Consider the following 26784-nt stretch of genomic DNA (forward strand, 5'->3'; position numbering starts at 1 on the left):
ACGGCAGGACCCCGTTCAGCACGACAGCGCGACCGGCAACGTGCCCCACCCGACCCCCACTTCTGGAGCCCGTCATGAGACTCCGCCCCACACCCACCGCCGCACGCCCGGCCACCGTGGCCGCCGCCCTGTTCGCCCTCCTGCTGTCCTTCCTCGCCCTCACCCCGCCGGCCGAGGCCGCGCCCACCGGCTTCCGGGTGCAGAACGGCCGGCTGCTGGAGGCCAACGGGAACGACTTCGTGATGCGTGGCGTCAACCACGCCCACACCTGGTATCCGGACCGGATCAGCTCCTTCGCCCACATCAAGGCCAAGGGCGCCAACACCGTCCGCGTGGTCCTCGCCAACGGTGACCGCTGGACCCGCAACGACACCGCCGACGTGACGAACGTCGTCTCCCAGTGCAAGCAGAACCGGCTCATCTGCGTCCTCGAAGTCCACGACACCACGGGGTACGGCGAGCAGAGCGGCGCGACCACCCTGTCCCGTGCGGCCGACTACTGGATCAGCGTGCAGAGCGCCCTGGCCGGCCAGGAGGACTACGTCATCGTCAACATCGGCAACGAGCCGTACGGCAACACCAACTACACGGCGTGGACGGCCGACACCAAGGCGGCCATCCAGAAGCTGCGGAACGCCGGGTTCGACCACACACTCATGGTCGACGCCCCCAACTGGGGTCAGGACTGGGCGTTCACCATGCGCGACAACGCCGCCTCGGTCTTCGCCGCCGACCCCGACGCCAACACCGTCTTCTCGATCCACATGTACGGCGTCTTCGACACCGCAACCGAGATCACCGACTACCTGAACCGGTTCGTCACCGCCAAGCTGCCCATCGTCGTCGGAGAGTTCGGCCACGACCACTCGGACGGCAACCCCGACGAGGACGCCATCCTGGCCGTGTCCCAGCAGCTCCGCCTCGGCTACCTCGGCTGGTCGTGGAGCGGCAACGGCGGCGGGGTCGAGTACCTGGACATGGTCACGAACTTCGACCCGAACCAGCTCACGTCCTGGGGGCAGCGCCTCTTCAACGGCGCCAACGGCATCGCCGCCACCGCCAAGGAGGCCGCGGTCTACTCCGGCACCGGGGGCGGCGACACGACTCCCCCGACCGCTCCCGGCACCCCGACCGCCTCCGGGGTGACCTCGTCGTCCGCCACCCTGACCTGGGCCGCCGCCTCCGACGCGACCGGCGTCACCGGCTACGACATCGTGCGGGTCAGCGGCGGCACCGAGTCGGCCGTCACCAGCAGCACGCGGACCACCGCCACCCTCACCGGCCTGTCCCCCGCGACCTCCCACACCTTCGCCGTCTACGCCCGTGACGCCGCCGGCAACCGCTCGCCCCGCTCGGGCACGGTGACGGTCACGACCTCGTCCGGCGGCTCGTCGGCGGCCTGCGGCGTCGGCTACCGGGTGACGGGCAGCTGGTCCGGCGGCTTCCAGGGCGAGATCGTGCTGCGCAACACCGGCACGTCGGCGATCAACGGCTGGACGCTGCGCTGGACCTTCCCGGACAGCCAGCGCATCACCAACCTGTGGGGCGGTACGGCGACGCAGAGCGGCTCGGAGGTGAGCGTCGCGGCGGCGTCGTACACGGCGACGATCCCGGCGTCGGGCTCGGTCACCCTCGGCTTCACGGCCTCACGGTCGGCCGCGAACCCCAGCCCGACGGCCTTCACCCTGAACGGCGCGAACTGCTCCGTGAGCTGACCGGGCCCTGTGCGCTGACTGCTCCGTGAGCTGATCGGGCCCTGTGCGCTGACTGCTCCGTGAGCTGATCGGGCCGGAGTGCAACGGCGGTGCAGCCGACGTGCCCAGCCCGGTCACCGCTGGTGAATGTGATCCGCGCTACAGCCACGCGGAAAGCGGTTTACACCGCCCCGCAGTGGTCAGGCGGCGGGGATGTCGCACCGGCTCCCCGTCGCCGCATCTCCGGCAAGACGCGAATACGCCCATCCGGGTTCCCCGAACCCCGCCCGGGAGGCGTGATGAGCGAGGACACCCTGCGCATGCGCGCGGTCGCGACCGGCGAGGCGGAACGCAAGGCGCCGCCCGTGACGGAACCGGCCGCACGGCGGGACGCGTTCTTCGACAACGCCAAGTACCTGGCGATCGTGCTGGTGGCGATCGGGCACTCCTGGGAGCCCCTGCGGGACGGCAGCCGGGCGGCCGGCGCGCTCTACATGGTGGTGTACGCGTTCCACATGCCGGCGTTCATCGTGGTCTCCGGCTACTTCTCGCGCTCCTTCGACGCAAGCCCCGGCCGGATCAGGCGGCTGGTCACCGGGCTCGCGGTGCCGTACGTCGTCTTCGAGACGGCGTACACCCTGTTCACCCGGTGGACCGACCAGGAGCCGGACCGGCCGGTGAGCCTGCTGGACCCCCTCTACCTGACCTGGTTCCTGGCCGCCCTGTTCATCTGGCGGCTGACCACGCCGGTCTGGCAGCGCGTGCGGTGGCCGCTGCCGATCGCCCTCGTCATCGCGATGCTGGCGACGCTCTCGCCGTCGATCGGCAACGACCTCGATCTGCAGCGCACGCTGCAGTTCCTGCCCTACTTCGTCCTCGGTCTGCTGTTGCGGCCCGAGCACTTCCACCTGGTGCGGCGCCGCGCGGCGCGGATCCTCGCCGTGCCGGTGTTCGCCGGCGCGCTGGCCGTGGCCTACTGGGCGGTGCCGCGGATGAGCGGCGCCTGGTTCTACCACCGGGACAGCGCCGCGGAGCTCGAGGCGCCCTCCTGGTACGGGCCCGTCATGACGCTGGTGACCTTCGGCTGCTCGATGGTCCTGGTCGCCTGCTTCCTCGCCTGGGTGCCCGGTCGCCGCACCTGGTTCACCGTGCTGGGGGCGGGCACGCTCTACGGCTACCTGCTGCACGGCTTCGTCGCGCAGGGGTCCAAGTTCTGGGGCTGGTACGAACCGGCGTGGGTGCACCGGCCCCTGGGCGAGATCCTCGTGACGGTCGCCGCCGCGGTGCTCGTGACCGTCCTCTGCACCCCGCCCGTGCGGCGGGTGTTCCGCTGGGTGATGGAGCCCGACATGGCGTGGGCGTTCCGCCGGGACGTGCGCGATCAGGCACGGGAGCGCAACGCCGTACGCGCGTGAGCGGACCGTCTCACGGCTCCTGAGCGAGCCGGATCAGCAGCACCCCGGGCGTGCGCGGCACGGACACCGTCAGCCCCTCCCCGTCCCAGACGGACCCGCCCGCATCCGCCGACGACGGGTGCAGGACGTCCACCCGGACGTCCCTTCCCGCCAGGTGCCGGACGGGGATGCGGAGTTGCGCCGGTCCGCCCCGCCGCCAGACGGAAAGATACGTCGTGGCGTCGCCGGGGGTCCGCAACCCCAGGGCCAGCCACTCGTCCGTCCAGCCGGGCAGCCCGAGCGGCCAGAACGGCAGGGCCCGGGCCAGGTCTCCACGAATCGACTTGTAGACGTCGACGGCTCCCCGGACGAGGGCTCGCTGGTGGTCCGACATGCGGTCCAGATGGCCGGAGAGGTGGATGCGGCCGAGGAGTGCCCCGCCGAGGGTCCAGGTGATCAGGTCGTCGTCGTACTCGGGTTGCGGATAGGCCCAGACGGCGCCCTGCTCGGGCGGGACGGCGGTCGGCGCGGCGGCGGCGATGGGCGGGTAGCTCAGCGGGTCCTGCTGGTCGCTGGTGGACTGGAGCTGGGCCACCGCGAGGGTGGCGCCGTCCATGCGCATGCCGCCCGAGGCGCAGTTCTCGACGACGAGGCCGGGGTGGCGGTCCAGGACTCCGGAGAGCCAGTCCAGGTAGGCCTCGGCGTGGCCGAGCAGTCCCGCTCCCGGTGCGAGATCGCCGGGGGCCAGGGTGCCGGGGTCGACGACGATGTTGTAGTCGAGCTTGAGGTAGCCCACGCCCCAGTCGCCGGCGATGCGGTCGACCGTCTTGTCGAGGTGGGCTCGGGCGGCCGGGTGCCGCAGGTCGAGCTGGTGGCGGCCCTGTTCGGTGAGGCGTACGCCGTCGCGCTGGAAGAACGCCTCGGGCGGCAGTTCGGCCGCGACGGGGCTGCGCACCCCGACGACCTCCGGCTCGAGCCACAGTCCGGGCACCATTCCGCGCTCCCGGATCCGCTCCAGGACCGCCTGGAGGCCACCGTCGGGGAAGCGGCGCGGCGAGGGCTGCCAGGCGCCGACGCTGTCCCACCAGCCCCGGGTGTCGTCGTCGTACCAGCCGGAGTCGATGCAGAAGTACTCGGCGCCGGCGTCGGCCGCGGCGTCGATCAGCGGCAGCAGCTTGGCCGTGGTGGGGTCGCCCATGAGGGTGTTCATGTAGTCGTTGAAGACCACGGGGAGGGCGGTGTGGTCCGGGTGGGGGCGGCGGATCGCCCGGCGGTAGGAGGTGAGGGCACCGAGCGCGGTGTCGAGGTCCGGGCCGAGGGCCAGGACGCCGGGGACGGTGGTGAACTCCTCGCCGGGTGCGAGGCGGATCCGCCACTGGTGCTCCGCGTCCGTGGGGCCGTTCAGCGCCAGGTAGGTGCCGTGGGCGCGTTCGCCGAGGTCCCAGCGCCAGCCGGCCGGGGACTCGACCTGCCACGCCCAGGCCCGGCCGCCGTCCCGCTCGGTCAGCGCGCCCATGGCGAGATGGCCGTCGGTGGGCCAACTGCCGCGCCCGGTGAGGGCGAGGGCGGCCCGGCTGTCGTGCTCGTGGACGTCCGTGTGGATGTCGGCGACGGACACGCGCAGCGGCTCGGCGTACCAACGGCACTCGGCGAGCCAGTCGTTGCGGGCCCGGTGGACGTCGAGGGCGTCCGGGGCGGGCAGGCCGCCGAGCAGCAGGCTGCTGACGGACTGGACGACCAGGGGCTCGCGGCCGTCGTTGCGCAGCCGGACGCGGGAGCGCAGGACGGGCAGGCCGGTGGGTGAGCTGAATTCGGCGTAGGCCGTCAACCCGGTGTCCGGGTCGTGGAGTTCGACGCTCAGCCGTTCCCAGCCGTCGCCGCTGCTCGCGTGATGGGCGCGGTGGGCGAGGCGGCTGCCGAGGGCCGTGCCGGTGAAGCGGGGGCCGGACCAGCCGCTGCCGTGGCCGAGGGCCGTGAGCTCCACCAAGGGCAGCGCGGACTGCGGCGTGGCCCCGCGGTCGTCGCCGGGGTGTGCCAGCCGGACCAGTCGCGGTGTTCCGTCGGGGGCGACGACGAACCGGGCGGCGAGCGTCTCGTGCCCCCAAGTGAACTCGTGTTGCCGCTGGTTGGAGGCCATGTGCGCCGCATCCGCCGTGCCGGTCAAGGTGCTCCCCCTCCTGACCCCGCCCCGTTGCCGGGGAGCGGAGGCCCGCGTGAATCCCTCGTTACGGTCTCTTGACGACCCAAGTGTGACCGGTCACAATCCTCGCATGAATGTGACCGGTCACACAAGGCGCCCGGCGAGCATCAGGGACGTCGCCACGGCCGCCGGGGTCTCGTACCAGACGGTCTCGCGGGTGATCAACGGCCATCCCAGCGTCCGGCCGTCCACCCGGGAGCGCGTGCTGGCCGCCATCGAGGAACTGGGCTTCCGGCGCAACGCCACCGCCCTGGCTCTGGCCAGCGGGCGCACCCGCACGGTGACCGTGCTCACCGCGAACACCACGCACTACGGCTACGCATCGATCCTTCAGGGCATCGAGGAGTCCGCCCGCGCCGCGTCCTACGCGGTGGGGATCGGCGTGCTGGAATCCGCCGAGGACGCGGCCGTCGCCGCCGAGGTGCAGCGGGCGGCGGACGCGGGCGGCGGGATCGTCGTGATCGCCTACGATCCGGCAGGCGTGCGGGCGCTGGGAGCCGTGCCCGCCGGTCTGCCGGTCGTGGGAGTGGTCGAGACCCCGGCGAGCCCGCCCGGCGGCGAGAGCCCCTGGGTGTGGACCGACGACCGCGAGGCCGCCTACCAGGCCACCCGCCATCTGCTCTCCCTGGGCCACGAGACCGTGCACTACGTCGCCATCCCGTCCAGCACCCGGCGCACCAGCGCCCGCACCAGCGGCTGGCGGCAGGCGCTGAAGGAGGCGGGTGCCCCGGAACCCCGCCCGGTGCAGAGCAGTTGGGGACCGGCGGGCGGACACGCGGCCGCGCTGGAACTGGCGCGGGACCCGTCCGTCACCGCCGTCCTGTGCGGCAACGACGACCTCGCGCTCGGTGTGCTCCGCGCCCTGCACGAGGCGGGCCGCCCGGTGCCGGGCGAGGTCAGCGTGGCCGGGTTCGACGACGCCCCGCACTCCGCCTTCCTCACCCCGTCCCTGACGACCGTGCGCCTGGACTTCACCGGCCTGGGCCGGGCCGCCTTCGCCCTGCTGCACGGCGCGCTGGAGGAGTCCGCGCCGGTCGCCCCGCATCCCGTGTCCGTACCGGAACTGGTGGTGCGGGAGAGCTCGGGGCCGCCGCCCGGCGAGCGCTGAACAGCACCAGAGAGCACCGCAGTTGTGAGTCCCGCTTCCTGAACCGAACCGCCTGCTCGGAAAGGCTCGAGATGAACAGAAGAGTTCTCCCCGCCCTGGCATTGATATGCGCCGCCGGCCTGGCCGCCACCGCGTGCAGTGACCCGACGGCCGGGGAATCCGGTTCGGACGACGCCAAGCGGACGGCGGTCGACCCGACCGCACGGCTGGACGGCGTGAAACTGACCATGTGGACCGCGCAGAACACGGTCGCCGCGCCCAAGCAGGTCATCGACGCCTTCGAGAAGGCCACCGGCGCCAAGGTGGAGACCCAGGCGATCCCGGACCTCTACGAGCAGAACGTGCCGACGAAGCTGGCCTCCGGCGACCGCCCCGACCTGATGTTCTGGCAGCCGTCCATCTCCACGCTGCCGTTCGTCCAGCCTCGGCAGAACCTGCTCACCCTCGACGGCGAGCCCTGGGTCTCCAAGCTGGGCGACACCGAGAAGTCCCTCGGCGTCATCGACGGCAAGCGCTACGCGGCGATCGTGACCAGCCCCGCCATGCTCGGCGTCTACTACAACAAGGACGTCTTCAAGCGAGCCGGGTTGAGCGAGAAGGACTTCCCGAAGTCGTACGACGAACTGCTGGCGCTCGGCCGCAAGGTCGCCGACAAGACCGACGCGGCCGCCTTCTACGAGGCCGGCGGCGACAAGTGGCCGCTCCAGTGGCAGATGCAGCTCCAGCTCACCGACCTGGACCGGCAGTGGTGGGCGGATCTGAACGCGAACAAGAAGAAGTGGACCGACCCGGTCGTGGTCGGCGCGATCAAGAAGTACAAGGAGAAGCTGCTCGACGCCGGGCTCGCCCAGAAGAACTACCGGACCGGCACGTTCACCGGGCAGGCCGACGCCCTCTGGAAGGGCGAGGCCGGCATGGTCCTCAACGTCACCTCCTTCCAGAGCCAGTTGCAGGCCAAGCACTCCACCGCCGAGATCGACAAGAAGATCGGCTGGTTCCCGGTCGCCAACTCCTCGGCCACCGGCCTGTACTCCCCCGACCAGACCAACGGGGTCGTCGCCTTCAGGACCGGTGACGACAAGCGGCAGAACGCGGCCCGGCAGTTCCTCGCCTTCTGGCTCGGCCCGGACTACCCGGACTACATCAAGGCGATGAAGATCCCGTCCGTCCAGCCGTCCGTGCCCACCCCCGGCGGTCTGCCCGACACGTCCAAGGCCCAGGTCGCGGCCCTGCCCACGGCCGTCGGCGTCTTCCAGGCCAAGGCCATCGTCGCCCCCGACACGCACCTCTACCTGGCCGACATGATCTTCGGCAAGAAGAGCCCGCAGCAGGTCGCCCAGGCGATCCAGGACCAGTTCGCGCAGGTGGCCAAGGCCCAGGGCGCGCCCGGGTTCTGACGATGGCTGACACGGTCGTACGTACACGCAGGCAGCCCGCCGCACCGGGCGCGCCCAAGGGCGTGGGGCGGCTTCCCCGGGCCGCCGTGCACCACCCCTGGTGGTTCGCGCTCCCCGCGATCGCCGTCTTCGCGGGCTTCTTCCTGGTGCCCAACCTGCTCAACTTCTACTACCCGTTCACCGACTGGTCCTCGTACCACGCGGACATCGCCTTCACGGGCCTGGACAACCTCAGGACGATCGCCGAGGACGGCTCACTGCTGCGCGCGATCCGTACGACGCTGGTGTACGCGCTGCTGGCAGCGGTGTTCCAGAACGGATTCGGGCTGGTGCTGGCGCTGCTGCTGGAGGACGACAGCCGCTTCAACCGGTTCTTCCGTGCGGTCTTCTTCCTGCCGGTGCTGATCTCGGCACTCGCGACCGGTTATGTCTTCCGGGCGCTCCTCGACCAGGACGGGGCCGTCAACTCCGTCCTGGGCACGGACGTTCCGTGGCTGGGCTCGACGACGTGGACGCTGGTGATCGTCACCCTCATCCACGGCTGGAAGTGGATGGGCCTGTCCATGCTGATCTACCTGGCGGGTCTGAAGGGCATCCCCCACGACATGCTCGAGGCGGCCCGGATCGACGGTGCCGGGCCGTGGCGGACGTTCTGGTCGGTGCGCTGGCCGATGCTCGCGCCGGCCGTCACCTTCAACGTCACCACGGCGCTGATCGGCTCGATGAACACCTTCGACATCGTGCAGGCCACGACCGGCGGCGGGCCCGCGGCCTCCACCGAGGTCTTCAACATCTACATGTTCCGGATCTTCGGGCAGGGCCTGTACGCCCAGGCCTCCGCGATGAGCCTGGTGCTCTTCCTGGTCGTGGTCGCCGTGGCGATCCCGCTGGTCGTGGGGCTCCGGCGAAGGGAGCAGATGCTGTGACCCCGGTCTGGCGTTACGGGCGTCCCGCCCTGGTCCTGCTGCTGGCCGGCCTTGCCGTCGGCGTGCCGCTGTGGCTGGTCGCCGTCACCTCGGCCAAACCGCAGGCGGAGGCCATCAGGCCGAACCTGGACCCGCCCGGGCACTGGCAGCCCGCCGCCAACTACGCGGACGCGGTCAGCGAGGGCGAGATGCTGCGTGGCTTGCTCAATTCCCTGCTGGTCGTGGTGCCTTCGGTGGTCCTGGTGCTGATCCTGGGCGCGGGCGCCGCCTGGGTCTTCGCGCGCCGGAAGTCGAGGCTGGTGTCGGCGGCGTACGCGGTGTGCATCAGCGGGCTGCTGCTGCCGCCGGCCGTCATCACCATCGTGATGGAGCTGCGGCAACTGGGGCTGGCCAACTCCCGGCCCGGCATGATCGCCGTCTACACCGGCATGTACCTGTCGACGTCGATCTTCTTCATGACCGGCTTCATCCGCGCCATCCCCCTGGAACTGGAGGAGGCGGCCCGGATGGACGGGGCGACACCGTCGAGGATCTTCTGGCGGATCGTCCTGCCCCTGCTCCGGCCGGTCGTCGCCACCGCCACGATCATGGTGATGCTCTACGCCTGGAGCGACGTCTTCTACGCGTTCTTCGTCCTCGGCGGCGGAGACCGGGCGACCCTGCCGCTCAACCTCTACCAGGTCGCCAGCGCCCAGCTCTATCTCGAGAACTGGCATCTCGTCTTCGCGTACGTCGTGGTGATGAGCCTGCCCATGGTCGCCGTGTTCCTCGTCGGCCAGCGAAAGATCGTGTCCGGAATCACCAGTGGAGCCGTCAAGTGACCGGAGGTCCAGCAGCGTGATCACCCCCGCCCGCACGAGATCCCGTACCAGAACCGCCCTGTTCACAGCACTACTTGGAGCAGCCGTCATGGCAGCCACTCTCCCCGCGGCCGGTCCCGCCGCGGCCGCGGCCGACCCGCAACGCCTCACCGTCGACCTGGGCGCGTCCGAGGGCCGGGTGATACTCGGCGCCAACGGCTCCCTCTACGGGCTCAGTGACGACGGGGTGCCCGGCGACGCCGTGATGGAGCCCCTGAAGATCACCAGCATCTCGCAGAAGCCGGAGGGCGGTGCCCAGCATCCCAACGGCGACGCGCTCACCGTCTCCAAGTCGTTCTTCCGCGCCGGCGGCGGCGAGATCAACGTGATGATGCAGGACATCTACGCGAAGTGGCCGTACGAGGACCTCGGCATCGACGACTACCTGCCCAAGGTCGACAAGATCGTCAAGGAGACATCGGCCGACCCGAACAGCGACCGTTTCGTCTACATCCCGTTCAACGAGCCCGACCAGATCTGGTACAACCTCGGCGTCGAGGACCAGGCGCAGTACGAGAAGAACCGCGACCGGTTCTTCCAGGACTGGAAGACGGTGTACCGGCGCATCCGCGCGATCGACCCGGACGCGCGGATCGCCGGCCCGAACGAGGCCGCCTACCACTCGCGGCTGCTGAAGGACTTCCTCGCGTTCACCAAGCGGGAGAACGTGCTGCCCCAGGTGATGACATGGCACGAGCTCGGCTCCGGCTCCCTGCGCGACTTCCAGGCGCACTACGACGACTACCGCTCACTGGAGCGGGCCGCGGGCATCGCCCCGTTGAAGATCAATATCGACGAGTACGCCAACCGCCGCGACCTGTCCGTGCCCGGGCAGCTGGTGCAGTGGGTGTCGATGTTCGAGCGCAACAAGGTGTACGCCAACATGGCGTACTGGGACGCCGCCGGGAATCTCAGCGGCCATGTGGTGCGCTCCAACATCCCCAACGGCGGCTGGTGGCTGTTCCGCTGGTACGCGGGCCTGACCGGGGACACCGTGAAGGTGACGCCGCCGCGGCCGAACACCATCGACACCCTTCAGGGCCTCGCGTCCCTGGACACCTCCCGCCGCCAGGCCCAGGTGCTGCTCGGAGGCGCGGACGGCGACTCGGACGTGGTCGTGAAGCGCGTCCCCCGGTCCGTGTTCGGCCGTACGGTCACGGCGACCGTCGCCGAGACGGCCTGGTCGGGGTACGAAGGGCAGCACGCGGCGCCTCGGGTCCTGGCGCGCACCAAGGTGAAGGTCTCGGACGACGGTTCGGTGACCGTCCCGCTGCGCGGCCTGCACAAGATGTCGGCGTACCGGATCGTCCTCACCCCCGGCGGCTCGGGCACCCCGTCCGCCGCCTCCGTCCCCTGGTCGGCGTCGTACGAGGCCGAGGACGCGGCCCTCACCGACGGCAAGGTCTACACCCAGGGCACCGTGAGCAACGCCAACGGCTACGCGGCCTCCGGCACCAAGGACGTCGGCTCCCTCAACCAGCCCGGCAGCAAGGTCGCGTTCACGGTGAACGTGCCGAAGGACGGCGCCTACGACCTGGCGATCCTCTACGGCAACCAGTCCGGAGGGCCCGCCACACAGAAACTGCTCGTCGACGGCGCCGACCCGGTGACGGTCACCTACCCCTCCACGGAGAACTGGACCTACCGCGCCAGGAAGGACGTCGGAGTCCGGCTGAAGGCGGGCACGCACCAGCTGGTGCTGGCCAAGGGCGATGCCGAGGTGACGCTCGACCGGATCGACCTGACGAGCCGCGGCGGTGCGGACGTCGCCTCGTACGAGGCGACGCTGGCGGACATCAGCGGCAGGCCGTCGTACGACTACTCCTCCTCGGCGGGGGTGGGCACGGGCGCCCTGGTGCTGCGCTCGGGTGACAAGGCCGTCTTCGACGTCTACGCCCCGCGCGACGGCTACTACACGGTGACGCCGCGGACTTCGGCCGCGGTGAAGCTCGCGCTGCACGGCGAGACCGTCACGGCGGCGCCCGGCCGCCCGCTGCGGCTGTACCTGGTCGCGGGCAACAACCGGGTCGCGATGGCGTCGGGCCACTGCGCCGTCCGCTCCCTCGACGTCTCGGGTGACGGCTCGGCCTCGGGCACCCTCTCCTACGAGGGCGCGTCGGCCACGCTCGCGGGCGGCGCGAAGCTCGTCGACTCCCCGCACGCCTCCGCGGGCTCGTACATCGGATGGCTGGGCAACAGCCCCTCCAGCACGGCCGAGTTCACGGTCGACGCCCCCAGGGCCGGCCGCTACATGCTGGTCGTCCACTACGCCCACAACGACCGCCGGGACAACGGCCACGCCTACAACACGGACATCATGTCCCGCACGGCGGACATCGGGGTCGGGGGCGCCGCGCCGCGGAAGGTCACCTTCAAGAACACCTGGAGCTGGGACGACTACTGGACTGTCGGGGTCCCGGTCGATCTGGCGAAGGGCGCGAACAAGGTGACGTTCGGCAACGCCACCGCCTGGGCGCCGAACATCGACCGGATCGACCTGGGCCGCGTCGTGGGCTGAGCGCCTCTGCAAGGTCAGCGGCTTCCGGTGCCGCAGTCCGCCCATGGGGGCGGGCTGCGGCACCGTCGCGTCGGGAGGTGATCCGTTTTCGGCCGATCCCGGCGCGCGGGGACTCGCAGCGCGGCCTCCCCGCACCCCCTATATTTCTACATGCTTGTAGAAGGTAGTGCCCGCGCATGAAGGAGTGGACGCCGCCATGGTGTTCAAACGACTGCTCGGCGCGCTCGGGGTCGGCGGCCCCGCGGTCGACACGGTTCTCGACCCCGCTTCCGTCCGGCCCGGCGGCACGCTCACCGGTCAGGTCCGTCTCGTGGGCGGCAAGGCCGACTTCGAGATCGAGCACATCACCCTGGAACTGGTGGCCCGGGTCGGGGATTTCTTCGAGGGCGACGAGGAGGAAGAGGAGGGCTGAGGCCGCGCCCCGGCGGCTTCCCGGGGTGGGACTTCCCGTTATCTGCCGGGTGCGGCAACGTCGTGGCTTGTCGCGCCGTTCCCCGCGCCCCTCAGGGCGCGCCGCGTCGAGGAAGAGGAAGGCTGACGGCAGGCATCGGCGGCTTCCGGGGTGGGACCCCCCGTTGCCTGCCGGGTGCGGCAACGTCGTGGCTTGTCGCGCCGTTCCCCGCGCCCCTCAGGGCGCGCCGCGTCGAGGAAGAGGAAGGCTGACGGCAGGCATCGGCGGCCCCCGGGGGAGACCTCTCCCGTTGCCTGCCGGGTGCGGCAACGTCGTGGCTCGTCGCGCCGTTCCCCGCGCCCCTGAAGGCGCGCCGCGTCGAGGAAGAGGAAGGCTGACGGCAGGCATCGGCGGCTTCCGGGGTGGGACCCCCCCGTTGCCTGCCGGGTGCGGCAACGTCGTGGCTCGTCGCGCCGTTCCCCGCGCCCCCGAGCGCGCGGCCGGCGCTCGGGCACGCTGGTCAGAGCGGTGTCGCCGCGTGGAGGATGAGGACCATCGTCACGGCCGCGTTCGCGGAGGACATCGCCGAGACGGCGGTTCCGGCCGCCGCGCCCCACGCGGCCAGGCCGACCGCCGTGAACACCGGCGGCCAGTCGTGCACGGCGGGGGCCGGGCCCAGCAGCGCCGCAACCCGGCGCGGTACCGGGCCGGGAGCGGCGAGTCCCGCGAGCGTGGGCAGCGGGGTGCCCCGCGAGACGAGCGCGGCCGTGCCGATCGCCCTCGCCACCGTGCGGCGGCTGCCGATCGTCCGGGCCGCCTCCTCGTCCGCCCACCGCTCCGCCGTGTACGCCACGGCGGTGCCCAGCGGCCGCAGGAACGGGTTGGCCCGGGCCGCCAGTTGCACAGCCAGCAGGAACCGGTCGTGGCGTGCGGCGAGGTGCGCCCGCTCGTGGGCGAACAGGGCCCGCCGCTCGGCCGGCCCGAGCCGGTCCAGCAGGGCCGTGGTCACCACGACCCGGCCGCGCCCCGCACCGCGGCTCGACAGGCCCTCGCCCCGGCGTCCCCCGGGCGGCAGCGCGTACGCGTAGGGCATGGCATCGGGCAGCACCGCCACCTCCGTCCCCCGCAGCCCGGCCAGGGCCAGATGTGCCTGGCGGCGTACCCGCCCGTGCCGGCGCATCGTTCGGGCGCAGGCGACCACGACCGCGCACAGCGCGGGAATCGCGGCCTTGCCCACGATCTCGTCGTAGGGCACGGCCGCCCGCACCTCGGGGTCGGACCAGCCGTCCGGCAGCGGGTTGCCGGGGAGTTGGGCGGTTCCGACCACCATCACCAGCGCCAGGCAGACCGTGCTGCACAGCGCCAGCACGACGGCCAGCACCGTCAGCAGCCGGGTCGCGGTCCGCGGATGCAGATGTTGTTCGGCGAGGCGGGCGACCGGCCAGGCCGTGAGCGGAAGGATCAGTGGCAGAAAGACGAAGACCCCCATGAGGCGTCAGTCTTCCCCTTCGCCCTGGGCCTGATCCAGCAGGTCGCGCAGCAGCCGCTCCTCGTCGGGGCCGAGGCCGGTGACGAAGCTGGCCAGCACGGCACCGCGGTCGCTCTCGGCGTCCAGCACCTTGCGCATCTTCCGGGCGGCCAGGCCCGCCTGGTCCGAGTCCGGCGTCCAGGCGAAGGACCGGCCGACCCGCTCCCGGGAGACCGCGCCCTTGCCCAGCAGCCGGGTCAGGATCGTGATCACCGTCGTGTACGCGAGGTCACCGCCGAGGCGCTCCTGCACCCAGCCGGCCGTGGCCGGGCCGTCCGCCTCCCGCAGCGCCGACAGCACCAGCGCCTCCAGCTCACCCTGTCCCCGCCGGGGACGCTGCCCGGGATCCGTCACCGCCCTGCCTCGCTTTCGCCGCCCTGCGTTGCCCTTGCGGACATCGTATAGATCCGCCGGCCCGATCCCACCTACTTCTACATTGCTGTAGATTCAGAGTGGCATCCACACCGCCATCCACACCGCACGCGCCAAGCGCTCAAGAAGGAGTAACCCGTGGGAGTTTCCCTGTCCAAGGGCGGCAACGTCTCGCTCAGCAAGGAGGCGCCCGGTCTCACCGCCGTCCTGGTCGGCCTGGGCTGGGACGTGCGCACGACCACCGGCACCGACTACGACCTCGATGCCTCCGCCCTGCTCCTCGACGCCTCCGGCAAGGTCCCCTCGGACCAGCACTTCGTCTTCTACAACCAGCTCAAGAGCCCGGACGGTTCGGTCGAGCACACCGGCGACAACCTCACCGGCGAGGGGGAGGGCGACGACGAGTCGGTCAAGGTGAACCTCGCCGCCGTCCCGGCCGAGATCGACAAGATCGTGTTCCCGGTGTCCATCCACGACGCCGAGAACCGCGGCCAGAGCTTCGGGCAGGTCCGCAACGCCTTCATCCGGGTCGTCAACCAGGCGGGCGGCCAGGAGATCGCCCGCTACGACCTGTCCGAGGACGCCTCCACCGAGACCGCGATGGTCTTCGGCGAGCTCTACCGGCACGGCGCCGAGTGGAAGTTCCGCGCCGTCGGCCAGGGCTACGCCTCGGGTCTGGCCGGCATCGCCTCCGACTTCGGCGTCAACGTCTGACACGGACCGACCCCGCCGCCGGGCCCGACCGCGTGTGGCCGGGCCCGGCGGCCGCCCCAGCAACCGACCGGGAGAGCATGTGGCCGACCCGTCCAGCCTCCGCCCGGACGACCGGGCGGACTTCGAAGCCGTACTGCACCACGCGCTGGGCACCGCGGACATCCGTGGCGCCCTGGGCGCCGACCCGGCCGGCCGGGCGGCGGCGCACCTGCGCGCCCACGCACTCGCCCACGCCGACGACATCGCGGCGAAGGCCGAGCGGCCGTACCGCTCCTACCTGGCCGTCCGCAGGGCCGCCCGCCGCGAGGTGCGGAGCCTGCTCGGCGGGGGCAGCCTGCTGCCGGCCCTCGCGGTGCTCACGCCGCTCGTGGCGGGCACGTCCGCCACGGCACTGCTCCTGATCGGCGGTCTGCTCCACGTCGCCGACGCGCTCGGCCCGCTACCCGGGTCGCTCGTCGCGGCCGGCTGGACCCTGGCGCTCGTGGCCGCCGTGACCGGCCTCGTCACCCTGGCCGCCGTGCTGCACACGGCCCTGCGCCGGCGCGGTGTGCCCCCGGCCGCCGACCAGGTGGAGCACGCCCGGCTGGTCTGGCGGCAGGAGCTGCTCGACCGCGGGATGCTGCCGCACCTGCGCCGGCACCTGGGGCCGCATCCCGGGACGGCGATCACACCGTGCTCCCCGCCCGGTACGCTCACGCCGTGCCCGGCCCGGGCGAGAGAGGACAGGACACCATGTTCGGACTGAGCGAGCTCGCGATCATTCTCATCGTCGTCATAGCCGTCATCGGGATGAAGAAGCTCCCCGAGCTGACCCGCTCGGCCGGCAAGGCGACCCGCATCCTCAAGGCCGAGGCCCGCGCGGCGAAGGACGAGGAGGCCGGGACGGCCCCCGCGCCGCGGGTGGTCCAGGGCGAGGTCGTCCCGCCGGGTACCGGCACCACCCCGCCCGGCGCCCGGCCGGCGGGCGCCCCGGACCACACCTGATCCGTCCCCGTGACTACAGCGTGCGCTCCAGGCGGTCCGCCACGAGCCTGACGAAGCGCGCCGGGTCCTTGGGCTGGCCGCCCTCGGCGAGCACCGCCAGGGTGTGCAGCAGTTCGGCGGACTCGGCGAGTTCCGTACGGTCCTCGCTCGCCTGGTACGCCTGGTGCAGGCCCTTCACCAGCGCGTGGCCGGGGTTGAGCTCCAGGATCCGCTTGGTGCGCGGCACTTCCTGGCCCATCGCCCGGTACATGTTCTCCAGGGCCGGGGTCAGGTCGTGCGCGTCCGAGACGACGCAGGCCGGGGAGACCGTGAGCCGCGTGGAGAGCCGGACCTCCTTGATGTCCTCGTCGAGCCGCTCCCGCATCCAGCCGAGCAGCCCGGCGTACTCCTCGGCCTGCTTCTCCCGCTCCTCGCCGGGCTTCTCCTCGCCTTCGGCGTCGAGATCGATCTCGCCCTTGGCGACGGACCGCAGCTTCTTGCCCTCGTACGCGCCGACGGCGTCGACCCAGACCTCGTCGACGGCGTCGGTGAGCAGCAGGACCTCGATGCCCTTGGCCCGGAACGCCTCCATGTGCGGGGAGTTCTCGATGCTCTGCCGGGACTCCCCGGTGATGAACCAGATGTCGTCCTGGCCGTCCTTCATCCGCTCCACGTACTGCGCGAGCGTGGTCGGCTCGTCGGCGGAGTGCGTGGTCGCGAACGAGGAGACGGCGAGGATGGCGTCGCGGTTCTCGGAGTCGGTGACCAGGCCCTCCTTCAGGGCCGTGCCGAACTCCCGCCAGAACGTGGCGTAGCGGTCGGCGTCCTTGGTCTTGATCTCCTTGACCGTGGAGAGCACCTTCTTGGTCAGCCGGCGCTGCATCATCCGGATGTGCCGGTCCTGCTGGAGGATCTCGCGGGAGACGTTGAGCGAGAGGTCCTGCGCGTCGACGACACCCTTGACGAAGCGGAGGTAGGGCGGCAGCAGCGCCTCGCAGTCGTCCATGATGAACACGCGCTTCACGTACAGCTGGACGCCGCGCTTGAAGTCCCGCGTGAACAGGTCGTGCGGGGCGTGCGAGGGGACGAAGAGCAGGGCCTGGTACTCGAAGGTGCCCTCGGCCTGGAGCCGGATCGTCTCCAGGGGCTCGCGCCAGTCGTGGCTGATGTGCTTGTACAGCTCGTGGTACTCGTCGTCGGACACCTCGTCGCGCGAGCGCGCCCACAGGGCCTTCATGGAGTTCAGCGTCTCGGGCCCGGGCGCGTCCTCCCCGTCGCGGGCCTCCGGGACCATCCGGATCGGCCAGGTGATGAAGTCCGAGTAGCGCTTGACGATCTCCCGGATCGTCCACTCGGAGGTGTAGTCGTGCAGCTGGTTCTCGGGGTCGGCGGGCTTGAGATGGAGCGTCACGGACGTGCCCTGCGGCGCGTCGTCGACCCTCTCCAGCGTGTACGTCGCCTCGCCGCGCGACGTCCAGCGGGTCCCCTGGCCCTCGCCGGCGCGCCGGGTCACCAGCGTCACCTCGTCCGCCGCCATGAAGCCGGAGTAGAAGCCGACTCCGAACCGGCCGATGAGCCCCTCGGCCCCGGCCGCGTCCTTGGCCTCCTTCAGCTCCTCGAGGAACGCGGCCGTCCCCGAGTTGGCGATGGTGCCGATGAGCTTGCCGACCTCGTCGTACGACATGCCGATGCCGTTGTCCCGCACGGTCAGGGTGCGGGCCTCCTTGTCGACGTCGAGTTCGATGTGCAGGTCCGACACGTCGGCGTCGAGGGAGTCGTCCCGCAGCTTCTCCAGACGCAGCTTGTCGAGCGCGTCGGAGGCGTTGGAGACGAGCTCCCTCAGGAAGACATCCTTGTTCGAGTAGACCGAGTGGATCATCAGCTGGAGCAGCTGACGTGCCTCTACCTGGAACTCAAACGTTTCGGTCGTCATGGTTCGCGAATCCCTCACAGGTCCCACAGTCGCCTGAACTGGTGGTGTCACTGTAAAACACCAAGTCAGGCCGGGGCCCCAGAAGTCAGACGAGGTGGGCGAAGACGACCAGGTTCTCGGTGTAGTCCCGGGCCTGACGGTCGTAGGAGCCGGAGCAGGTGATGAGCCGGACCTGGGCCGTGGGGGTGTCGCCGTACACGCGCTCGCTGGGGAAGTCGTCCTTCTCGAACGACTCCGTGGCATCGACGGCGAACGTCGCCTTGCTGCCGTCGGCCCGCGCCACCTGGAACCGGTCGCCCTTCTTCAGCGCGTTGAGCCCGGCGAACACGGCCGGGGCGGTCACGGTGTCCACGTGCCCGGCGATGATCGCGGTGCCGGCCTCCCCGGGCGTATGGCCCTTGGCGTACCAGCCGACGAGGTTGGTGTCGTCCGCCGGCGGCGGCTCCAGCTGCCCGAAATCGTTGATGGCGAGGGCGGTGAAGGGCGCGTCGACCGAGATCTTGGGGATGAGCAGACGCACCGGCCGGGACCGCGGCAGATGGGGGCCGGACGCGCCGGGCCGGTGGGGCGCCGCGGACGGGGACGGCGTGTCGGGCAGGTCGGGGACGGCCGAGGCGGCGGCCACGGCGGGCGGCGCGTGCGGTGGGCCGGCGGCGTCCGGCGACTCACCGCCGCCGCCGACCAGGTTCACGGTCAGGACGAGGGCGGCCACCACCCAGAGCACCGTCACGACGCGGCGGAACCGTCGCTTCGCCGGGGCGGGGCCGAGGTCGGAAAGAGCGGAGGGACTGGCTGCCATCAGGGACCACCTCATTCAGGCACGGCAGCGGGCACGGCAAGCGGGAGGACCAGGGGGCTTGTGACGGATCACCGCGGCGTCGCGGTGATCCGTCACAAGCCCCCTGGGTCGTGTCCGGAAAGTCCCGTCGTTCGCCCGAGCGAGTGGGGGTACCCCCTGCTCGAGCGGAGTCGAGAGCATGGGGGCGTGCCAGGCGTCGCGGGGCAGGCGGGACGTTGCGGACACGGCCCAGGCCGGGCCGCCGCGACGCGAGGAGCACGTGCGGCGGCCACGGCTGCTGTGTCAGGCACCGCTCACGCGGCGCCCTGCGAGGCCCGCTGGCGACGCAGCGCGAACAGGCCGGTGCCGGCCACCGCCAGCACCGCCAGACCGCCGGCGGTCACGCCCGGAGCGGAGGCCAGGCCGCCGCCACCGGTGTGCATGCCGCCGCGCGGCTTCTCGTGCTTGCCCTCCCAGGAGCCCTTGTCGTGCTTGCCCCCCTCTTCCTGCTTGTCGCCCCAGTCGCCCTTGTCGCCGGAGCCGCCCTCTTCGTGCTTGTCGCCCCAGTCGCCCTTGTCGCCGGAGCCGCCCTCTTCCTGCTTGTCGCCCCAGTCCTCCTCGCCGTCCTTGTACGTGTCCGGGTCGTACTTGGAGCCCTCCCAGTCGTCCGAGTTCACGGAGGCCAGCGCACCGCCGCCGGTGTGCACCCCGCCGTGCGGCTTGTGGTGCTTGTCGTGCTTGCCCTCCCAGCCCTTCTCCTGCCCGTCGTCCTTGCCGTGCTCCTCGTGCTTGCCCTCGGAGGAGTCCCAGTCGTCCGCGGTCAGCGCTCCGCCACCCGTGTGCATCCCGCCGTGCGGCTTGTGGTGCTTGCCGTCCTTGTGGTGCTCCTTGCTGTAGGAAGTGGTGTCGTGGTCCCCGTCACCCATCGCGTCGGCGTAGGCGGCGGGTGCGGCGATCGCGAGGGCGGCCGTGGCGGTGGCCGTCGCGAGCATCATGCGGGCAGAGCGCATCGGTGAGTCCTTTCGTCGCGAGCCGGGCAGCTGACGCCTCGCCAGCTCACGAGACCCGGCCTCGACGTGAACCACCGTCAGTCGAGCCGGGCCGTCCCACCATCCAGGGCGTGCACACGGGTTAAGACGACACCCTGACGGCGGCACACCAGGGCTGTCCGGCCACCTCCGGAGGGCCCCGGAAGGCGGCCCGCGTCAGCGCCGCCCGAACCCCCGGTGCGTCATGCGGGCCGGGTCCGGATCGGCCAGCTGCGCCGCCATGCCGACGAGGACGAGCCCGCCCGCGATGAGCAGTCCCTGGGCCAGGACGACGCCGGTGCCGAGCACGACGACGCCGAGGGCCAGCCCCCACCATGCGCCGGTCCGCCGGTACTCGCGGGGCCGGGCCGGCCGGCCGGTTCTCATGGCCCGGGTGAAACGGGGATCCTCCCGCTCGAGTCGTGCTTCGAGATCGACCAGACGCTGGTCTTCGGGCTGGGGCACGGCTTCTCCTTCCCGGAACCCGAGCGCTTCGAGGCAGGGCACGGCCGAGGCCATGACAAGTCCTGGGGTGTCGGGCCCTGTGCGGTGCGGAGGGAGACAGGCCTTTGATGCGGCGGTACGCCCGGCCGCGGCTGTCTCACCAGGGCTTCAGCTTCTCCCCCCTCCAGCGGCTTCCACCATCGGGCCCCACCCTCATCCTTCCCGGTGGCCGCCCCCCATGAACGCGGGTCCGAAAGGCGTGTGTTCGGCCCGAGGATGGCTGCCGTCACGGATGGCGGCCCGGGACCGGCGGCGTCCACGCTGGGGGTGGACGGTCTCGAGGAGGCGGTACGCGGTGCCCTTGTTCCGGCGGATCTTCCTGCTGAACGCCCTCGTGCTCATCGCGAACGCGCGGCTGCTGCGGGTCGGTCTCGCCCCGCTCCATCTCCTGACGCGGGCCATGACGACGATCGACCTGCTGCGTCCGGGGCAGCGTCCGGCCGTCGGAGGGCAGGGGGAGGTCGCCGAGCTGATCACGACCTTCAACACCATGGTCGACCGCCTCGAGGAGGAGCGGGCCGCCAGCAGCGCCCGGGTGCTGTCCGCCCAGGAGGCCGAGCGGCGCCGTGTCGCGCAGGAGCTGCACGACGAGGTCGGCCAGACCCTCACCGCCGTCCTGCTCGAACTCGAGCGCGTGGCCGGGCAGGCGCCGCCCGGGCTGCGGGAGGAGATGCGCCAGGTGCAGGAGACGACCCGGGCCGGTCTGGACGAGGTCCGGCGGATCGCCCGCCGGCTACGCCCCGGGGTGCTGGACGAACTCGGCCTGGCCAGTGCGCTCAAGTCGCTCGCCACCGACTTCGGCGCGCCGGGTCTGTCCGTACGCCACCGGCTCGACGCGGATCTGCCGCCGCTGGACCGAGAGGCCGAAGTCGTCCTCTACCGGGTCGCGCAGGAAGGGCTCACCAACGTGGCCCGGCACGCGCGGGCGCGGCACGCCGAGATCGTGCTGCGGCGTACCCACACGGGAGTGGAGCTGTATGTCCGCGACGACGGGCACGGCACCGGCGACGCGGCGGAGGGGGCCGGCATCCGGGGTATGCGTGAGCGTGCGCTGCTCGTCGGCGCCGGTCTCGCCCTGGTCCCCGGCCCGGGCGGAGGCACCGAGGTCCGCCTCACCGTCCCCGTCCCCACCCCCGTACACGATCCCGACCGGAACGGCCGATCATGACCGACTCCCCCACCCGCATCCTGCTCGCCGACGACCATGCCCTGGTGCGGCGCGGCGTCCGGCTCATCCTCGACGCCGAGCCCGACCTCACCGTGGTCGCCGAGGCGGACGACGGCGCCGAGGCCGTCGCCCGGGCCCGGGAGCACCGGCCCGACCTGGCCGTCCTCGACATCGCCATGCCGCGTCTGACGGGGCTCCAGGCCGCCCGGGAGCTGTCCAGGACCTGCCCGGAGACCCGGATCCTCATCCTGACCATGTACGACAACAAGCAGTACTTCTTCGAGGCGCTCGGCGCCGGTGCCTCGGGCTACGTCCTCAAGTCGGTCGCGGACCGTGACCTGGTCGAGGCGTGCCGGGCCACGATGCGGGGCGAGCCGTTCCTGTATCCCGGTGCCGTCGACGCGCTGATCCGCGACCACCTCGACCGGGTCCGGGAGGGCGGCACGGGGTCCTCCCGGACCCTCACCGACCGCGAGGAGGAGATCCTCAAGCTCGTCGCCGAGGGCCACACCTCGCAGCAGATCGCGGACCTGCTGTTCATCAGCCCCAAAACGGTGGAGCGGCACCGCGCGAACGTGCTCCAGAAGCTCGGTCTGAAGGACCGTCTGGAACTGACCCGCTACGCCATCCGCGTCGGACTGATCGAACCCTGAGCACGCCGGGGACGGCCGCCGGCCGCTACCGTTCGGCCTCGGCGGGCTGAGGGGCGGACGGTGTGCCGTCGCTCTCGGGCCCGACGTCGTACGCCGGGGCCGTGCGGCGGCCGGGCAGGAGGTCCTGGCCCGCCCGGAGCGCGCGGGCGAGCAGGTGCGCGCGTCCGGCGGCGATGGGTCCGAGGACCGCGAGGACGAGGACGTACCCGGCGATGAACGGGGCGAGCCGGGCGTCGAGCCCGGCGCTGGCGGCCATGGCGGCCAGGATCAGCGCGAACTCCCCACGGGCCACGAGGGTGGTGGCGATCTCGGCGGCGGGGTCGATGCCGTAGCGGTACACCCGGGCGACGAGGAGACCGGCGAGGACGTTCATGACGAGGGTCAGTGCGGCCGCCGCGGTGACCGGTCCGACGACGGAGACGATGTCGCCGGGGTCGATGGAGAGGCCGAAGGCGAAGAAGAAGATGGCCGCGAAGGCGTCGCGCAGCGGGTGCACCAGGTCCCGGATGCGCGGGCCGGAGGGGGTGCCGGCCAGGATCAGGCCGACCATGAACGCGCCGATGGCGTCGGCTACTCCGAGGACCTCGGCGACTCCCGCCACCAGGACGGCCGCGCCGAGGAAGCTGATCACGAGCAGTTCGTTGTCGCGGGTCGCGATGAGCCGCCCGACCAGTTTGGTGCCGTAGCGGGCCGCCGCGGCCAGCAGCAGCAGGAAGCCGAAGGCCTTGGCGCCCTGCAGAACCATGTCGCCGACGCCCTGGGCGCCGCTGATGACGGGCTGGAGGGCGGCCAGGTACAGCGCGAGGAAGATGTCCTCGACCACGATGACGCCGAGGATGAGGCGCGTCTCCGGGCGGCCGATGCGGCCCAGGTCGATGAGGATCTTGGTGACGATGGCGGACGAGGAGATCCCGAGGACACCGGCGAGGACGAGCGCCTCGCGGACGCCCCAGCCGAGGGCGAAGCCGAATCCCAGGCCTGCGCCGACGTTGAGCAGCAGGTAGATCCCACCCGCCGTCAGCAGACGCCGGCCGCCGTCCTTCAGGTCGTCGAGGTGGAACTCCAGGCCCAGGTAGAACAGCAGCAGTACCAGTCCGAGCGCGGAGAGCATCTCGAAGTCGTGGGCGTCCTGGACGATCACGAGGCCCGGCGTGTGGGGGCCGAGCAGGATGCCCGCAAGCATGAACAGCGGGATCGTGGGGAGCCCGATCCTGCCGCCGAGGCGGGCGAGGAAGGCGGCGGCCAGGAAGGCTCCGCCCATGGCGAGGAGGCTGTCAGCGTGTCCCACGGATCACCACCTTCGAGGGCGCGCAGACGGATCGTTTCACCGAGCGGGGGTGGATAGGGGCTCCTCCTTCAGGGGCCTTGCGGGATGGCGTCGTGCGCCTCTCGGCGCAACCCGGGGCAGGGGCCGTGACACGGCCGGCGCGGCGGCCCGGGCGGTGCTGCCAGCCTCACACGGACCCCGGTGGCGCCACCATCGGTGACGGCACCCATCTCCGGGCGGGGACGACACCCACCCGTCCGTGCCGTCGTCCTCCTGGGGAGAAACGAATCTCCCCGCCGGGTGGGGACCCGACGGGGAGACAGACAGCCGGGCGGGGGCCCGGCGAGCCGGTGTGGTGCTCGGGGTACGAGCGTCAGGCCAGGGGGTCGGGGACGAGCTTGACCACCGTCGCCGGGCCTGCTCGGAACGCGGGGCTGGCCGCGTCGGCCGCGATCATGTGCGGACTGGCGTCGTGCGCGGCGAGCGCTTCCTCGGACGCCCACCGTTCGAGCAGGACGAAGCGGTCGGGGGCGTCGAGCACCTGGTGCAGGTCGTACTGGAGGCATCCCTCCTCGGCCCGCACGAGCGGAGCGATCTCCTCGAACGCGGCGATCTGTTCCTTCCCCCGGCCCGGAAGCGTGGTGATGTGAATGACGAGTCGTACCGGCTGGGACATCTGTCGAACCCTTCTTTTCCTGCGGTGGTCCCGGCGGGTTCGCCGGGGTTTTCGGATCACGTCGGGGTGGCGCCGGAGCGCCGGCCGCTATGCGTAGATGCGCAGCACCCGGCCCACCGCCCGGACGGGGTCCAGGCGGTGCAGCTCTTCCAGAGCGTCGTGCAGCGCGTGCTCGGGTGCCGGGAAGGTGAGGAACACGATGCGCGCCTCGGACTCCGAACCGTGCTGCTCCACGGTGCGGATCGACACGCCGTTGCGCCCGAACACTCCCGTCACCTCGGACAGCACGCCCGGTGCCTCGTCGACGTCGGCGCGGATGTAGTAGGAGTGCACCAGGTCTCGCGTGGGCCGCAGGGCCGCCGGCGGGCCGACAGGAACGCGCCGATGGGTTCCGCGCGCCAGATGTTCCGCGGCGCCGACGACATCGCCGAGGATCGCGGACGCCGAGGGGCGGGGGCCGGCGCCGTGGCCGTAGAACATGAGCTCGCCGGCCGCGGACGTGGTGACGAAGACCGCGTTGAAGCTCTCCCGGACACTCGCCAGGGGGTGGTCGCGCGAGATCAGGGCGGGGAAGACCTGGGTGCCGATCGTCCCCTGGGGGTCCGCCGGGTCGGTGAAGCGCTCCGCGACCGCGAGGAGTTTGATGTCGAACCCGAACCGGGCGGCCAGTTCGAAGTCCTCGCCGTCGAGGCCGGTGATGCCCTCCCGGCTGACGTCGTCGGCCACGACCGACCGGTTGAAGGCCAGCGAGGCGAGGATGGCGATCTTGGACGCCGCGTCGGCGCCTTCCACGTCGGCGGTCGCGTCGGGCTCGGCGTACCCGAGTTCCCGCGCCTTCGCCAGCGCCTCGTCGAAGCCGAGGCCGTCGGCCATCATGCGGGTGAGCATGAAGTTCGTGGTGCCGTTGACGATGCCGGCCACCCGGATCACGTCCTCGGCCAGCAGGGACTCCCGTACGGGCCGCAGGATGGGGACCGCCGCGACCGCGGCGGCCTCGAAGAAGAGGTCCACCCCCGCCCGGTCGGCCGCGGCGAACAGGTCGGGGCCCGCGCTCGCGACGAGCTCCTTGTTCGCGGTCACGACCGGCTTCCCGGCGTTCAGCGCGGCCGTGACCAGCTCGCGGGCGGGTGAGGGGCCGCCGATCAACTCGACCACGAGATCCACGTCGTCGGCCTTGACGACGTCAAAGGCGTTGCCGGTGAAGACCGTCGGGGCCAGTTCCACGGAGCGCGGCTTGCCGGGATCGCGTACCGCCACCCGTACCAGTTCCAGGGATATCCCGGCGACGTCCTCGATGGCGGATCGCCGTTCGAGGAGCAGTCCGGCGAACTCCTCCCCGACGGTTCCACAGCCGAGCAGCCCGATGCGGATCTTCCTCATTCCGCAACCCCCACACCGTCGGTCATGTCGTGCGGCCGGTGGGTTCCGAAGCTGCGCCGGTGATAGACCAGCGGTGCCTCGCCCCGGGCGGCCTCCGCCGCGTCGACCTGGCCGAGCACGATGACGTGGTCGCCGCCGTCCACCAGTCCGGCCACGGCCGACGCGATCCACGCCGAGCTCCGCGCGATGCGCGGGACGCCGTGGTCGACGTACCAGGACGTACCGCGGAACTTGTCGACCCCGCTCCTGGTCGCGAAGGACATCGCCAGGTCGTCCTGGTCCGCGCCGAGGACGTTGAGGCCGAAGCGTCCGCAGTCGCGGATCGCCTCCAGCGTCCGCGATCCCCTGTCCAGGCTCACCATCACCATCGCCGGCGCGATCGACAGCGAGGCGAACGCGCTGACGGTCGCCCCGCACGGCGCCCCGTCGCCGGGCATGGCCGTCACGATGGACACGGGCGTGGCCACGCAGGCCATGACGTCCTTGAAAGCGTCCTGCACGGTGGTCTCAGTGATGTTCATCGAATCCGCCTGTTCCCATCAGCAGGGTTTTTCCCCGTTCGGCGGGGCGGTTCCCCGTCTTCCTCGTCCGCGGCACGAAGGCCTCGTCCGCGGGGTCCATGCCCAGGCCGAAGCCGAGACCGGGCAGTTCGTCGACGAACCAGCGCCTGACGAGCGAGGTGTACTCCTCGGACGCGAACACGTCGGCCAGGGCGTCATCGACGGCGCGGACGAACGTCTCATCCTCGTGGCGCATCATGAACCCGTAGTTCTCCCCGCCGAGCCGTAGGTCCAGGAGTTCCGTGCCGGCCGGCGCGCCGGGTCCGCGCAGCAGCGCACGCAGGATCACCTCGTCCGCCACCATGGCACCGATCTGCGGGTCTTCGAGGAAGGCGTCCCTGGCCTCGCCGATGGACGCGACCCCCACGAAGGTGTGGTGGAAGCCCGGGTCGGTGTGACTCTCCAGGGCCGCCTGGCTCGTCGAGCCCTGGATGCCGACCACCCGCAGCCGCCCCGCCGTCGGGTCGGCGCCGGGCTTCACGGCGACACGGTGCGCGGTACGGAACACCGGCCGGCTGAAGGCACAGCGCCGCGAGCGCGCCGGGGTGATGGTGGTCGAGCCGCATTCGATGTCGATGCGGTGTTCGGCGAGCAGCCCCTCCCTCGTGGAGGAGGTGACCTCGACCGACTCCAGCGGCGGTGTCCCGCCCTCCGGTGGGAAAACCCGGTGCAGGACCAGCCGCGCCAGGTCCACGGAGTATCCGACGGGACGGAAGTCCGCCGTCGGGGCGTAGGAGAAGGGCGGGGTGCTGCGCTGGAGCCCCACGCGCAC

Annotated in this window: 24 protein-coding genes and 1 pseudogene; 13 read left to right on the forward strand and 12 right to left on the reverse strand. The window is 71.6% G+C overall.

The genetic code is table 11. From position 1 onward, the window contains the following. Positions 1–74: 74 nt before the first annotated feature. Complete coding sequence (locus IE153_RS38615) at positions 75–1715, forward strand: cellulase family glycosylhydrolase (RefSeq protein ID WP_189594346.1); 1641 nt, start codon at positions 75–77, stop codon at positions 1713–1715. Positions 1716–1993: 278 nt separating this feature from the next. After that, complete coding sequence (locus IE153_RS38620; RefSeq protein WP_189594347.1) at positions 1994–3109, forward strand: acyltransferase family protein; 1116 nt, start codon at positions 1994–1996, stop codon at positions 3107–3109. A 10-nt stretch (positions 3110–3119) separates the two neighbouring features. Here IE153_RS38620 and IE153_RS38625 read toward each other — a convergent pair whose 3' ends face one another. Next, complete coding sequence (locus tag IE153_RS38625) at positions 3120–5225, reverse strand: glycoside hydrolase family 36 protein (protein WP_189594378.1); 2106 nt, start codon at positions 5223–5225, stop codon at positions 3120–3122. Positions 5226–5358: 133 nt separating this feature from the next. Between IE153_RS38625 and IE153_RS38630 the strand changes: the two genes are divergently transcribed. From IE153_RS38630 to IE153_RS38655, 6 genes and pseudogenes are all read left to right on the forward strand, one after another. Continuing rightward, positions 5359–6396, forward strand: a complete 1038-nt coding sequence (locus IE153_RS38630; protein ID WP_189594348.1) for a LacI family DNA-binding transcriptional regulator — start codon at positions 5359–5361, stop codon at positions 6394–6396. A gap of 71 nt (positions 6397–6467) precedes the next feature. Then, complete coding sequence (locus tag IE153_RS38635) at positions 6468–7793, forward strand: ABC transporter substrate-binding protein (protein WP_189594349.1); 1326 nt, start codon at positions 6468–6470, stop codon at positions 7791–7793. Positions 7794–7795: 2 nt separating this feature from the next. Continuing rightward, on the forward strand, positions 7796–8719 hold the full coding sequence (locus tag IE153_RS38640; protein ID WP_189594350.1) for a carbohydrate ABC transporter permease: 924 nt from the start codon (positions 7796–7798) through the stop codon (positions 8717–8719). After that, positions 8716–9540: a carbohydrate ABC transporter permease gene (locus IE153_RS38645; RefSeq protein ID WP_189594351.1), complete on the forward strand. Its 825-nt coding sequence runs from the start codon at positions 8716–8718 to the stop codon at positions 9538–9540. The genes IE153_RS38640 and IE153_RS38645 overlap by 4 nt, the downstream gene beginning before the upstream one ends. A gap of 88 nt (positions 9541–9628) precedes the next feature. Further along, on the forward strand, positions 9629–12097 hold the full coding sequence (locus IE153_RS38650; protein ID WP_189594352.1) for a CBM35 domain-containing protein: 2469 nt from the start codon (positions 9629–9631) through the stop codon (positions 12095–12097). Positions 12098–12293: 196 nt separating this feature from the next. Beyond that, positions 12294–12497, forward strand: a pseudogene (locus tag IE153_RS38655) (sporulation protein); the annotation flags it as partial. Positions 12498–13008: 511 nt separating this feature from the next. On the opposite strand, the gene IE153_RS38660 reads toward IE153_RS38655, so the two are convergent. Both IE153_RS38660 and IE153_RS38665 read right to left on the reverse strand, forming a co-directional pair. Further along, on the reverse strand, positions 13009–13977 hold the full coding sequence (locus IE153_RS38660) for a M56 family metallopeptidase (RefSeq protein WP_189594353.1): 969 nt from the start codon (positions 13975–13977) through the stop codon (positions 13009–13011). Positions 13978–13983: 6 nt separating this feature from the next. After that, positions 13984–14370: a BlaI/MecI/CopY family transcriptional regulator gene (locus IE153_RS38665; protein ID WP_031112169.1), complete on the reverse strand. Its 387-nt coding sequence runs from the start codon at positions 14368–14370 to the stop codon at positions 13984–13986. 156 nt (positions 14371–14526) lie between these two features. Here IE153_RS38665 and IE153_RS38670 point away from each other — a divergent pair, with 156 nt between their 5' ends. The 3 genes from IE153_RS38670 (at position 14527) to IE153_RS38680 (ending at position 16086) form a co-directional block, all read left to right on the forward strand. Next, entirely contained in the window at positions 14527–15102 is a 576-nt protein-coding gene (locus IE153_RS38670) for a TerD family protein (protein WP_097215047.1), read from the forward strand. Between the two features lie 79 nt (positions 15103–15181). Next, on the forward strand, positions 15182–15847 hold the full coding sequence (locus tag IE153_RS38675; RefSeq protein WP_189594354.1) for a hypothetical protein: 666 nt from the start codon (positions 15182–15184) through the stop codon (positions 15845–15847). Next, positions 15835–16086, forward strand: a complete 252-nt coding sequence (locus IE153_RS38680) for a twin-arginine translocase TatA/TatE family subunit (RefSeq protein ID WP_189594355.1) — start codon at positions 15835–15837, stop codon at positions 16084–16086. Before IE153_RS38675 ends, IE153_RS38680 begins: the two co-directional genes overlap by 13 nt. A 13-nt stretch (positions 16087–16099) precedes the next feature. Here IE153_RS38680 and htpG read toward each other — a convergent pair whose 3' ends face one another. The 4 genes from htpG to IE153_RS38700 all read right to left on the reverse strand — a co-directional run bounded on the left by htpG (position 16100) and on the right by IE153_RS38700 (position 20269). Further along, positions 16100–17998, reverse strand: coding sequence for a molecular chaperone HtpG (htpG, locus tag IE153_RS38685; protein ID WP_189594356.1), 1899 nt, complete (start codon positions 17996–17998; stop codon positions 16100–16102). Between the two features lie 85 nt (positions 17999–18083). Next, on the reverse strand, positions 18084–18797 hold the full coding sequence (locus IE153_RS38690; RefSeq protein WP_189594357.1) for a class F sortase: 714 nt from the start codon (positions 18795–18797) through the stop codon (positions 18084–18086). A 293-nt stretch (positions 18798–19090) separates the two neighbouring features. After that, positions 19091–19786: a hypothetical protein gene (locus IE153_RS38695; RefSeq protein WP_189594358.1), complete on the reverse strand. Its 696-nt coding sequence runs from the start codon at positions 19784–19786 to the stop codon at positions 19091–19093. Positions 19787–19981: 195 nt separating this feature from the next. Next, positions 19982–20269, reverse strand: a complete 288-nt coding sequence (locus IE153_RS38700; RefSeq protein WP_189594359.1) for a DUF3040 domain-containing protein — start codon at positions 20267–20269, stop codon at positions 19982–19984. Positions 20270–20603: 334 nt separating this feature from the next. On the opposite strand from IE153_RS38700, the gene IE153_RS38705 reads away from it, so the two are divergent. Continuing rightward, positions 20604–21476 carry a HAMP domain-containing sensor histidine kinase gene (locus IE153_RS38705; protein WP_229829381.1) on the forward strand — a complete coding sequence of 291 codons (873 nt, stop codon included), beginning with the start codon at positions 20604–20606 and terminating at the stop codon, positions 21474–21476. Further along, complete coding sequence (locus tag IE153_RS38710) at positions 21473–22129, forward strand: response regulator (RefSeq protein WP_189594361.1); 657 nt, start codon at positions 21473–21475, stop codon at positions 22127–22129. The genes IE153_RS38705 and IE153_RS38710 overlap by 4 nt, the downstream gene beginning before the upstream one ends. Before the next feature lie 25 nt (positions 22130–22154). Here the strand turns inward: IE153_RS38710 and IE153_RS38715 are convergent, their stop codons facing one another. The 5 genes from IE153_RS38715 to IE153_RS38735 all read right to left on the reverse strand — a co-directional run bounded on the left by IE153_RS38715 (position 22155) and on the right by IE153_RS38735 (position 26784). Next, positions 22155–23417: a cation:proton antiporter gene (locus tag IE153_RS38715; RefSeq protein ID WP_189594362.1), complete on the reverse strand. Its 1263-nt coding sequence runs from the start codon at positions 23415–23417 to the stop codon at positions 22155–22157. Between the two features lie 352 nt (positions 23418–23769). Next, on the reverse strand, positions 23770–24072 hold the full coding sequence (locus IE153_RS38720; RefSeq protein ID WP_189594363.1) for a putative quinol monooxygenase: 303 nt from the start codon (positions 24070–24072) through the stop codon (positions 23770–23772). A gap of 87 nt (positions 24073–24159) precedes the next feature. Then, positions 24160–25452, reverse strand: a complete 1293-nt coding sequence (locus IE153_RS38725) for a homoserine dehydrogenase (RefSeq protein WP_189594364.1) — start codon at positions 25450–25452, stop codon at positions 24160–24162. After that, the gene (locus IE153_RS38730) at positions 25449–25973 is read right to left on the reverse strand and encodes a flavin reductase family protein (RefSeq protein WP_189594365.1); all 525 of its coding nucleotides are present in this window, start codon (positions 25971–25973) and stop codon (positions 25449–25451) included. Before IE153_RS38730 ends, IE153_RS38725 begins: the two co-directional genes overlap by 4 nt. Continuing rightward, a complete protein-coding gene (locus IE153_RS38735) occupies positions 25960–26784 on the reverse strand; it encodes a transporter substrate-binding domain-containing protein (protein ID WP_229829382.1) in 825 nt (274 codons plus the stop codon). Before IE153_RS38735 ends, IE153_RS38730 begins: the two co-directional genes overlap by 14 nt.

This window comes from Streptomyces massasporeus (genome assembly GCF_014648995.1).
GTDB classification, from domain to species: domain Bacteria; phylum Actinomycetota; class Actinomycetes; order Streptomycetales; family Streptomycetaceae; genus Streptomyces; species Streptomyces massasporeus.